Genomic DNA, 10,180 nt, shown 5'->3' with positions numbered 1-10,180 from the left:
CGGTGACGCCTCGGCCCGTATCGACGACGCTGCGGCGCGGGCGGGCCGCGATCCCGGCTCGATCCGCAAGGTCTACAACCTCAACGGCATCATCGAACCGACCTCCAGCGGCGACTTTCACGGCCCGGTCGATCAGTGGGTCGAGCAGATCACCCAGGTGTGCCGCGACCACGGCATGAACGGGTTCACCTACTGGCCGGACAGGGATCACGAGCGCCAGCTGAGCGTCTTCGCCCACGAGGTGGTCCCGGCCGCCCGGCAGGCCCTCGCGACGCCCTGAGCGCAGGCCTGCGGGGTTGATTTCAAATGTTTTCTCCCGCGGGGAATAGATGTCGCCTGGCGTACGCTGAACGCAACAGTTGGTCGGCAAACTAATCACAACTCCGACCATTCCGGGGCTCAGTCGGCACGACTGACCCCCCGTTCAGAGAGGTTCCCCTCATGTCTGCACAGTCCTTCACCGCCGACAACACGGCGATGCTGCTCATCGACCACCAGGTGGGCACCATGGGGTGGGTCCGCTCCATCCCCTTCGAGCAGATGAAGGCCAACGCCCTGGCGCTGGCCAACACGGCCAAGGCGGTCGACATCCCGCTGGTGCTCACCTCCTCCATGGAGGAGTACGCCCAGGGCCCGCTGCTCGCCGAACTCGCCGAGATCGCCCCCAAGGAGTTCGAGGCACGCATCAAGCGCCTCGGCGTCGTCAACGCCATGGACGACGAGAACTTCGCCGCCGCGGTGCGGGAGACCGGACGCAAGAAGCTGATCATCGCGGGCGTCACCAACGACGTGTGCACCGTCTACCCCACCCTGACGGCCCTGCAGTTGGGTTACGAGGTCCAGGTCGTCGCCGACGCGGGCGGCTCCCCCACCAAGATGGCCGACGACATCTCCATCCGCCGCATGGAGAACGCCGGCGCCACCATCACCTCCTCAATCCAGCTCATGGCCGAACTGGCCGGGAACTGGACCAGCGACCGCGGCGGCAAGATCATCCCCTTCGTCATGGGACTCATGCCCCAGCAGTGACCTTGCGGAGCCGGGGGCGGGCGATGGGCCCGCCCCTCTCCGGGGCGCTTCGCGGCCTCGCATCTGGCCCTGCGCTTGCGGCCCTGGTCCGCCGCTCGCCCAAGAACCTTTCGTCATCCCAACTCCCGGAGCCCCCAGTGCAGTTCGGTACGTTCTCCATCGGCGATGTCACGCCCAACCCCACCACCGGCAGGTCGCCGACCGAGCAGGAGCGGCTGAAGGCGATGGTCGCGATCGCGGTCAAGGCCGAGGAGGTCGGGCTCGACGTCTTCGCGACCGGCGAGCACCACAACCCGCCCTTTGTCTCCTCCTCGCCGACCACCTTGCTGTCCCACATAGCTGCGAAGACCAGCCGGATCATCCTCTCCACCTCGACCACGCTGATCACCACCAACGACCCGGTCAAGGTCGCCGAGGACTACGCGGTGCTCCAGCACCTCGCGGACGGCCGCGTCGACCTGATGCTGGGCCGCGGCAACACCGGTCCCGTCTACCCCTGGTTCGGCAAGGACGTCCGGCACGGCATTCCGCTCGCCATCGAGAACTACGCGCTGCTGCACCAGCTCTGGCGCGAGGAGTACGTCGACTGGGAGGGCCGCTTCCGCACTCCGCTGCAGTCCTTCACCTCGGTCCCGCGGCCGCTGGAGGGCATTCCGCCGTTTGTCTGGCACGGCTCCGTGCGCAGCCCGGAGATCGCCGAGCAGGCCGCCTACTACGGCGACGGCTTCTTCGTGAACAACCTCTTCATGCCCAAGGACCATTTCCGCCGCCTGATCGGCATCTACCGCGAGCGCTACGCCCACTACGGCCACGGCACCGCGGAACAGGCGATCGTCGGCGCCGGCGGGCTCGTCTTCGTCCGCCGCAACTCCCAGGACGCCGTACGCGAGTACCGCCCGTACTTCGACAACTCACCCATGTCCGGGCACGGTCCGACGATGGAGGAGTACATGGAGCAGACGCCGCTCATTGTCGGCAGCCCGCAGCAGGTCATCGACAAGGCGCTGACCTTCCGCGAGCACTACGGCGACTACCAGCGCCAGCTCTTCGCCATCGACACCGGTGGCATGCCGCTGAAGTCGGTCCTGGAGACGCTCGACCTGCTCGGCGAGGAGGTCATCCCCGTTCTGCGCAAGGAGGTCGCCGCCGGGCGGCCCGGCAACGTTCCGGAGGCGCCCACCCACGCGTCCCTGCTCGCCGACCGGCAGGCGCTGGTCTCCCTGGCCCCCGAGGGCTCCGAGGAGGCGGCCAAGTGAGCACGCGCAACCCCCTGCGCCTCGCCGTCGTCTCGGCCGGCCTCAGCGTTCCGTCCTCCACGCGGCTGCTCGCCGACCGGCTCACCGAGACGGTCCGCACGGAACTGGCCGCAGCCGATCGCGAGGTCGAGGTCCGGATCATCGAACTGCGCGATCTGGGCGTCGACATCGCCAAGAACTTCGCCTCCGGCTTCCCCTCGCCGGAGCTGTCCGAAGCGATCGAGACGGTCACCTCGGCCGACGGTCTGATCGCCGTCACGCCGGTGTTCACCGCCTCCTACAGCGGTCTGTTCAAGTCGTTCTTCGACGTCATCGACAATGACGCCCTCACCGGCAAGGCCGTCCTGGCGGCCGCGACCGGTGGCACCGCACGCCACTCCCTCGCCCTGGAGCACGCGCTGCGCCCCCTGTTCGCCTACCTGCGCGCGGTGGTCGTACCCACCGCCGTGTACGCGGCGTCGGAGGACTGGGGCGGCAACGGCGACGCCCTCACCGACACGCTGCCCCGCCGGATCGCGCGTGCGGGCCGGGAACTGGCCGCTCTCCTGCGCGACCTCCCCGGAGGCGGCGGGGCGGCCGACGACACGGACGTCGTGCCCTTCGCGGAGCAACTGGCCGCTCTGCGGCCCGAGTAGCGGGCGAAGGCGTGGGGGAGCGGAGCGAGATGACCGAACAGGGGAGAGGCATGGCAGCACAGTCGGAGAGTTCGGGGCGGACCGTCATCCTGACCGTGGACGACGACCCGGGGGTGTCCCGGGCTGTCGCCCGCGATCTGAGACGCCGCTACGGCGGCACGCACCGGATCGTGCGGGCGGAGTCCGGGGTGTCCGCCCTGGACACCCTCCGGGAGCTCAAGCTCCGCGGCGACCAGGTGGCGGTGATCCTCGCCGACTACCGCATGCCGATGATGAACGGCATCGAGTTCCTCGAACAGGCCATGGACATCCACCCCGGCGCACGGCGGGTCCTGCTGACCGCGTACGCGGACACGAGCGCGGCGATCGACGCGATCAACCTGGTCGATCTCGACCACTACCTGCTCAAGCCGTGGGACCCGCCGGAGGAGAAGCTCTACCCGGTCCTGGACGACCTGCTGGCCGCCTGGCGGGCCACCGACCACCGGCCGGCCCCCAGCGTCAAGGTCGTCGGTCACCGCTGGTCGGCGCGGTCGTCCCAGGTGCGGGAGTTCCTGGCCCGCAACCACGTCCCCTACCGCTGGTACTCGGCCGACGAACCGGAGGGCCGGCGTCTGCTGGTCGCCGCCGGGCACGACGCCGAACGGCTCCCGCTGGTGATCACCCCCGACGGCACGCCCCTGGTGGAGCCCGACGACCGTGAACTCGCGACGCGCGTGGGCCTCGCGACGACACCGGCGGACGACTTCTACGACCTGGTCGTGATCGGCGGCGGCCCGGCCGGGCTCGCCGCGGCCGTGTACGGGGCCTCTGAAGGGCTGCGTACGGTACTCGTGGAACGCTCGGCCACCGGAGGTCAGGCCGGGCAGAGCTCGCGCATCGAGAACTACCTCGGCTTCCCGGACGGCGTCTCCGGCGCCCAACTCACCGACCGGGCACGCCGACAGGCCACGAAGTTCGGCGCCGAGATACTGACCACCCGCGAGGTGACGGGACTGGAGGCCGACGGAGCGGCCCGCACCGTTCGGTTCTCGGACGGCTCCGCGATCGCCGCCCACAGCGTCCTGCTGGCCACCGGCGTTTCCTATCGGCAGTTGAACGCGCCGGGACTGGCCGAGCTGACCGGGCGCGGAGTCTTCTACGGCTCCGCGCTCACCGAGACCTCCGCGATCTCGGGCCACGACGTGTACATCGTCGGCGGCGCCAACTCCGCGGGCCAGGCCGCGATGCATCTGTCCAAGACCGCGAAGTCGGTCAGCCTGTTGGTGCGCGGACCATCCCTGGCCGCTTCGATGTCGCACTACCTGATCCAGCAGATCGAGCAGACCTCCAACATCACCGTCCGCACCGGCACGGTCGTCGAGAGCGCGCACGGCACGGACCATCTAGAGCAGCTGACCCTGCGCGACACCGTGACCGGGCGCGACGAACTCGTCGACACCCATTGGCTGTTCGTGTTCATCGGGGCCGCCCCGCACACCGACTGGCTGGACGGAACCGTGGCGCGGGACGACCGCGGCTACATCCTCACCGGCCCCGACCTGACCGTGGACGGACAGCCTCTGCGGGACTGGGAACCGACCCGGCCGCCGTACCACCTGGAGACCAGCATCCCGGGGGTGTTCGTGGCGGGCGACGTACGCGCCGAGTCGGCCAAGCGCGTCGCTTCCGCCGCCGGCGAGGGAGCCATGGCCGTGATGCTCGTCCACCGCTACCTGGAGCAGTCATGACCACACAGCCCATCCCCTGCGAAGTGGAGGAGCTGAGCACGCTCTTCCTGTTCGAGAACCTGACCGAGGAGCAACTGGCACGGTTGTGCCGCGAGGGCCGGGTGGAGAGGTTCGAGCCCGGCCCCGTGTACCAGGAAGGCGACCCTGCCAGCTGCTTCTTCGTCCTCCTCGAAGGCACGCTTGTGCTGACCCGCCGGGTCGGTGAGGACGACGTGGAGATCAACCGCACCTCGCACCGGGGGACGTACGCGGGTGCCTTGCAGGCGTACGTACAGGGCTTCGAGGACGAGCGCTACCGCAGCTCCCTGCGGGTGACGGAACCCTCGCGGTTCTTCGTGCTGCGCGCCGAGACCTTCGCTACGATCATGCGGGACTGGTTCCCGATGTCCGTCCACCTCCTGGAGGGGATGTTCTTCGGCACCCAGACCACGCAGCAGACCATCAATCAGCGTGAGCGGCTGCTGGCCCTCGGCTCGCTGTCCGCCGGCCTGACCCATGAGCTCAACAACCCCGCGGCTGCGGCCGTACGGGCCACGTCGGCACTCCGAGAGCGGATGGCCGGTCTGCGGCACAAGCTCGCGGCCATCGCCGTCGGCCCGTACGCACGCCACACCCTGGCACTCGTCCACCTTCAGGAGCGCACCGCCGAGCGGGTCTCGAAGACAACACTCCTCAGCCCGCTCGAAGCATCCGATAGGGAGGACGCGCTCGCCGACTGGCTCGACGACCACGGCATCGCCGGCAGCTGGGACCTCGCGGCGACGTTCGTCCAGGCCGGACTCGACACCGACTGGCTCGACGAGGTGGCGGCGACCGTGGACGAGCGGAGCCTGGACGGCACGATCAGCTGGCTCGAGTACACCGTGGAGACCGAGCTGCTGCTCAACGAGATCGAGGACTCCACCCACCGCATCTCGCATCTCGTCGGCGCTGCGAAGCAGTACTCGAACCTCGACCGGGCCCCCTACCAGATCACCGACGTGCACGAACTGCTCGACAGCACGCTGGTGATGCTCGCCGGGAAGATCGGTTCCGGCATCGAGGTCATCAAGGAGTACGACAGCACGCTGCCCAAAATCCCCGCGTACCCAGGGGAGTTGAACCAGGTCTGGACGAACCTCATCGACAACGCAGTAGCGGCGATGGACGGCGAGGGAAAACTGACGGTGCGCACCTCGCTCGACGGAGAACAACTGCTCGTGGAGTTCGGTGACACCGGGCCCGGCATCGACTCCGAGATCCGTGGCCGCATCTTCGATCCGTTCTTCACCACCAAGCCGGTGGGGGAGGGCACCGGGCTCGGCCTCGACATCTCCTGGCGGATCGTGGTGAACAAGCACCACGGGAGCCTCCAGGCGGAGTCCGTCCCCGGTGACACACGCTTCCAAGTGCGACTTCCCCTCAGAGTTTCACCTGGCCGCAACTAAATGTGTATGCAGATACGCCATAATGGACGGCATGCCTCAGCCGACCATCCTCATCGACGGCATCGAGCCGCTTGATCTGCCCGGTGCCCGGCAGTCGATCGCCCCGCTGCACGCGCTCCTGCGCGAATGCATCCTCGACGGTCGGCTGGCGCCGGGCACCGTACTGTCCCAGGTGGCACTGGGCCGGCAGCTGGGAGTGAGCCGCACGCCGGTGCGCGAGGCGCTGCGCATGCTCCAGGAGGAGGGCTTCGTCGAGGCTGAGCCCAATCAGCGGATGCGGGTCACCGGTTTCGACCCGACCGAGCTGGACGGCGACTACGCGATGCGCATCATGCTGGAGACCCTGGCGATGACCATGACGCTGGACGGGTTCGGCGCCCGCGCGAGACGCGAGGCCAAGGCACAGGTGGCGGCGATGCGCCAGGCCTCTCGAGCGAAGGACACCGAGGGCTGGTTCGCGGCGCACGGCGAGTATCACCGCCTCCTCACCGCCGGTGCGGGCGCGGCCCTGCAGCGTCAACTGCGGGCTCTGTCCGACCGCAGCGTTCGCTACATCCGCATCACTCAGCTCTTCGACCCGAAGAGCTGGGCCGAACCCGGCAATGTCGAGCACCCCGCGATCCTGGACGCGGTCGTCGCGGGCGACCGCGAGACAGCGGTGTCGTGCCTGGCCCACCACCTGGAGCGGACGGCGTTGAGAGTGCTGCAGGATCACGCCCCCGACTATGTACCGGTGGCCGTGCCCAACGCGATGAGTCTGGTCAACGCGGGCCCGTCGCCCTGGGAGGCGTGAACCGGCAAGCGTGCAGGGTGATTTCATGCCCGTACCGAAGGATCCTCCTCGGGGAGTAGAGGGGTCCTTCAGCACGGGCGCCCGAGCGCGGGAGCGGTTACTGGGCGGCGGGAGCCGTCCAGTTGCGGTGCGCCCAGACCTCCAGGGTGATCAGCTCGGGGTGCTGGGCCCGCAGAGCGGGAAGATCCGCGCTGAAGCCCTCGTCGTTGAACCAGCCGAACATGACGCCCATCTCCTCGTTGAACTGCCGCACCTGCTCGATGGGCAGCTCCTGGAAGGCGGTGGGCAGGCCCGACACCTTCTCGAACACCTCGGCCATCTGCGGACCTGTCAGCTCGTCGGTGGCGAGCTCCAGCTGGCGGCCGATGTACTCGGCAGGGTTGTCGAAGGCGTCCGCGGCGAACAGGCCGATGTTCTCCGAGGCGAACATCTGCAACTTGGTCTCGGGCTTCAGGCCCAGCGCGAGGACCAGTCCGTCACCGGCGGGCTGGGGGCCGACGAACGCGAAGTTGTTGATGAAGAACGCCGGGCGCAGCACGGTCGCCGGCAGTCCGAGCTCGGCGATGTACTTCTCGATCCGGCCCTTGCTGTCGAAGTGCGGGACGCCGCTGTCGCGGTCGGCGCCGCCCACCGAGCCGTAGACGAAGTGCTGCACCTTGGCCCGCGCTGCGGCGTCGGCGACGGCACGGCCCTGCCGCTCCTCGCCCTCGACGCCCTCCGGTCCCATGAACGTCTGTACGCTGTAGATGCCGTACACGCCGCTCAGGGCGGCGTCGAGCGACTGCGGGTCGTCGAGATCGCCCGCCACCACCTCGGTGCCCGCCTCGGTCAGCGCCCGGGCCTTCGCCGACTTCGGATCGCGGGTGAGCGCGCGCACAGGCCAGCCCCGGCGCAGCAGTTCCTGGGTGACGGCGCCCCCCTGATTGCCTGTCGCACCCAGCACAAGGACGCTTCCCTTGGTGTGGTCGGTGGGCATGGCGTACGTCCTTTCGGTCGTTCATTGGTCAGCCAATTAAATGCTAGCATGTAGGTGCGCCGGGAGCCGGGTGCGTTGCATGCCGCTGTAATGGGCCGGGGCGGCGAAACGATTGACGGGCCCGGGCGGCCGAATCCGGGTTGACGAGCGATCGGTCAGTGGCTCAGCACTCGTAGTCCCTGGGGACGGAGGCGACGCGGTTCAGTAGATCTTGGAGGGTTGCCCGCTCCTGTGCAGACAGGTCGGCGAAGAGCTCGTTCTCGACCTTTGTCAGCGCGGTGTCCAGGGTGCTGATGGTTACTGAGCCCTCGGGTGTGATCTCCACGATGTGACGCCGCCGGTCCGCGGGATCGCGCCGGCGGTGGACCAGGTCTCCGCCCTCGAGGTCGTTGAGGATGGCCACCAGCACGCTGGGGTCGACTTCCAGTCTGTCGATCAGGGACTGCTGGCTCATCGCGCCCGTGTCCAGGTGCATCAGCGTCATGGCGTGCCGGGGGGTGAGGCCGGTGGTGCCCAGTGCGCGGCGGATGAAGGCGTCCGTGATTCTGCCGTGCCAGGCCAGCAGGAATCCGAGGCGGTCCATCGGTCCTTGAGTCCTGTCCGTTGTCATGTATTAACGATAACAGTTGCTATATCGTGTATCTCCCTCAATCATTGAGGCTCGTCCATCATTTGTTTCACTTTACTATCTGGAGTCGTAGATGTTCGTCGGATACGTGGTCGCTGCCGTCCTGGTCGCGGTGATGCTGGCTTTCTCAGGGCGCGGCATGATCGTCAAGGACGAACGAGTGATGGCCTCCCTCAACACCGTCAAGGTGCCGGACACCTGGCGCCTGCCGCTGGCCGCGGTGAAGTTCGCGGGTGCGTTCGGCCTTCTGATCGGCATTGCCTACCGGCCCCTCGGTATCGCTGCCGCCCTTGGAGTCGTGCTGTTCTTCCTCGGAGCGGTCGGCGCACACCTGCGCGTCAAGGACAGCAAGGGGGCCGCTTTCCCGGTCATCTTTGTCGCCGTGTCGGCGGTGCCGGTCCTCTTCGGCGTTGCGTCGGTCTGACGACACGTTAAAGTGCACCACTGTGACTGCGACCACTTGATGCCGGTCGACACCGGCTCCCTGCGGCGTGACCTGCACGAGATCGCGCGAATTGTCGGCGTGCAGGGACATCGGGTCGAGCCCGAGACGCTGCGTCGCTTGGTCGAGCGGGCCGTCCGGCGCGGCGAGGTGGCGCCGGACAATCCCGCTCTCGACTTCGTACCGGACCTCATCATCGGAGCCGCGTACGGCCGGTTGGCGACCGAGGACGCGGAGGCGGACATCGCTTACCTCGTCGGCTGCATGGATGCGTTCATCCTGCCTGTGCTGCTACGGCGCTGAGCCGCCGCCGACCCCGGGCACGCCGTGCTCCTTCCGGTTCGCGCGCCGGTGGCGGGACGGATCGGGTGCTCGGAGGTGTGGTCACGTAGAAGGATCGACGGAGGACCTTCACCGCGCCCCCGGCCCGCAACACTTCGAAGCCGCGCTCGATGACGTCGCTGAGCGGGATGGTCGACACCCAGCCGCCCAGCGGGTAGGCGCCGGCCGCCATCGCCTCGATGACCAGGGGGAACTCGCCGCGATACGTCATGCTGGCGCGTACGTCGATCTCTCCCGTCAGCAGGTGCGAGGCGGACAGCCGCAGCGGTTCGTAGTGGTCGGCGACGAGCACGACGCGGCCCTGCTTGGCCGTGCTCGCCAGCGCCGCCTGGAACGCCGATGCCGCACCGGCGGCGTCGATCGATGCCTCGGCGCCGCGCCCGCCGCACCGCGTGGTACGCGACGGCCAGCGGCTCGATCAGCGCCGACTGCCGGGCCGAGAGCCCGGCGGGCAGCGGATGCACCATCGCCCTGTCCACGACGGTGTTCTCCGCCAAGCCCCGTGACCGGTCGTATAGCTGTGAATGCCCATGAAGAGCAGAGTTTGTAGCGGCCGGACACGCAGTCCGGGCAGCTGCCGCAGCGCTCGATCGGCTCGACCGTCACGAGGGCGCCCGGGGCGATGTCGTCCACGCCCGCGCCCACGGCGACGACGGTGCCACCGCATTCGTGGCCGAGCACGACGGGAGCCTGGACCCCCGTCACCGGGTGCGATGCCGAGGTGGGCACCATGACCGGGCCGTCGTAGCACTCGTGCAGATCGCTGCCACAGAATCCGTTGTACGTCACCCGCAGCTTGACCTGCCCTGGCGCCGGGGCGGGCTCCGCGATGTCCTCGATCCGCAGGTCACCCAGGTCGTGGTACCGCAGCGCTCGCATCGTCTGTTGCCTCTCTCATGACTGGTGGTCCGGGAGGTGGGGC

At 68.4% G+C, this 10,180-nt stretch carries 10 protein-coding genes and 3 pseudogenes; 9 read left to right on the top strand and 4 right to left on the bottom strand.

Features of this window, described 5'->3' with window-relative positions; all coding sequences use genetic code 11:
* The 7 genes and pseudogenes from ACIRA5_RS39350 to ACIRA5_RS39320 all read left to right on the top strand — a co-directional run.
* Positions 1-280, top strand: a pseudogene (locus ACIRA5_RS39350) (LLM class flavin-dependent oxidoreductase); the annotation flags it as partial.
* 161 nt (positions 281-441) lie between these two features.
* On the top strand, positions 442-1,029 hold the full coding sequence (locus tag ACIRA5_RS39345; protein ID WP_403699278.1) for an isochorismatase family protein: 588 nt from the start codon (positions 442-444) through the stop codon (positions 1,027-1,029).
* 137 nt (positions 1,030-1,166) lie between these two features.
* Entirely contained in the window at positions 1,167-2,285 is a 1,119-nt protein-coding gene (locus ACIRA5_RS39340) for a CE1758 family FMN-dependent luciferase-like monooxygenase (protein WP_403699276.1), read from the top strand.
* A complete protein-coding gene (locus ACIRA5_RS39335) occupies positions 2,282-2,920 on the top strand; it encodes an FMN reductase (RefSeq protein ID WP_403699275.1) in 639 nt (212 codons plus the stop codon). Before ACIRA5_RS39340 ends, ACIRA5_RS39335 begins: the two co-directional genes overlap by 4 nt.
* Positions 2,921-2,970: 50 nt before the next feature.
* Complete coding sequence (locus ACIRA5_RS39330) at positions 2,971-4,650, top strand: FAD-dependent oxidoreductase (RefSeq protein WP_403699273.1); 1,680 nt, start codon at positions 2,971-2,973, stop codon at positions 4,648-4,650.
* Positions 4,647-6,077, top strand: a complete 1,431-nt coding sequence (locus tag ACIRA5_RS39325; protein WP_403699271.1) for an ATP-binding protein — start codon at positions 4,647-4,649, stop codon at positions 6,075-6,077. Before ACIRA5_RS39330 ends, ACIRA5_RS39325 begins: the two co-directional genes overlap by 4 nt.
* Before the next feature lie 31 nt (positions 6,078-6,108).
* Entirely contained in the window at positions 6,109-6,870 is a 762-nt protein-coding gene (locus tag ACIRA5_RS39320; RefSeq protein ID WP_403699269.1) for a GntR family transcriptional regulator, read from the top strand.
* Between the two features lie 97 nt (positions 6,871-6,967).
* Here the strand turns inward: ACIRA5_RS39320 and ACIRA5_RS39315 are convergent, their stop codons facing one another.
* On the bottom strand, positions 6,968-7,846 hold the full coding sequence (locus ACIRA5_RS39315; protein WP_403699267.1) for an NmrA/HSCARG family protein: 879 nt from the start codon (positions 7,844-7,846) through the stop codon (positions 6,968-6,970).
* Positions 7,847-8,009: 163 nt separating this feature from the next.
* Complete coding sequence (locus ACIRA5_RS39310) at positions 8,010-8,456, bottom strand: MarR family winged helix-turn-helix transcriptional regulator (protein WP_403699265.1); 447 nt, start codon at positions 8,454-8,456, stop codon at positions 8,010-8,012.
* Positions 8,457-8,547: 91 nt separating this feature from the next.
* Here ACIRA5_RS39310 and ACIRA5_RS39305 point away from each other — a divergent pair, with 91 nt between their 5' ends.
* Complete coding sequence (locus tag ACIRA5_RS39305) at positions 8,548-8,898, top strand: DoxX family protein (RefSeq protein ID WP_403699264.1); 351 nt, start codon at positions 8,548-8,550, stop codon at positions 8,896-8,898.
* Positions 8,899-8,937: 39 nt separating this feature from the next.
* A complete protein-coding gene (locus tag ACIRA5_RS39300; protein ID WP_403699263.1) occupies positions 8,938-9,219 on the top strand; it encodes a TetR/AcrR family transcriptional regulator C-terminal ligand-binding domain-containing protein in 282 nt (93 codons plus the stop codon).
* Here ACIRA5_RS39300 and ACIRA5_RS39295 read toward each other — a convergent pair.
* Positions 9,191-9,637, bottom strand: a pseudogene (locus tag ACIRA5_RS39295) (zinc-binding dehydrogenase); the annotation flags it as partial. The gene ACIRA5_RS39300 and the pseudogene ACIRA5_RS39295 sit on opposite strands and share 29 nt — an antisense overlap.
* 131 nt (positions 9,638-9,768) lie before the next feature.
* Positions 9,769-10,137 (bottom strand): annotated as a pseudogene (locus ACIRA5_RS39290) (alcohol dehydrogenase catalytic domain-containing protein); the annotation flags it as partial.
* Between the last annotated feature and the right edge of the window lie 43 nt (positions 10,138-10,180).

This window comes from Streptomyces sp. NPDC096311 (genome assembly GCF_044763085.1).
Lineage (GTDB): Bacteria > Actinomycetota > Actinomycetes > Streptomycetales > Streptomycetaceae > Streptomyces.
The sequence above is the reverse complement of the archived record's forward strand: the minus strand, read 5'-3'. Positions and strand labels throughout refer to the sequence as shown.

Coding starts and splice junctions, on each gene's coding strand:
- ACIRA5_RS39345 (WP_403699278.1), top strand. CDS start 442: ATGTCTGCACAGTCCTTCACCGCCGACAACACGGCGATGCTGCTCATC.
- ACIRA5_RS39330 (WP_403699273.1), top strand. CDS start 2,971: ATGGCAGCACAGTCGGAGAGTTCGGGGCGGACCGTCATCCTGACCGTG.
- ACIRA5_RS39325 (WP_403699271.1), top strand. CDS start 4,647: ATGACCACACAGCCCATCCCCTGCGAAGTGGAGGAGCTGAGCACGCTC.
- ACIRA5_RS39320 (WP_403699269.1), top strand. CDS start 6,109: ATGCCTCAGCCGACCATCCTCATCGACGGCATCGAGCCGCTTGATCTG.
- ACIRA5_RS39315 (WP_403699267.1), bottom strand. CDS start 7,846: ATGCCCACCGACCACACCAAGGGAAGCGTCCTTGTGCTGGGTGCGACA.
- ACIRA5_RS39310 (WP_403699265.1), bottom strand. CDS start 8,456: ATGACAACGGACAGGACTCAAGGACCGATGGACCGCCTCGGATTCCTG.
- ACIRA5_RS39305 (WP_403699264.1), top strand. CDS start 8,548: ATGTTCGTCGGATACGTGGTCGCTGCCGTCCTGGTCGCGGTGATGCTG.
- ACIRA5_RS39300 (WP_403699263.1), top strand. CDS start 8,938: ATGCCGGTCGACACCGGCTCCCTGCGGCGTGACCTGCACGAGATCGCG.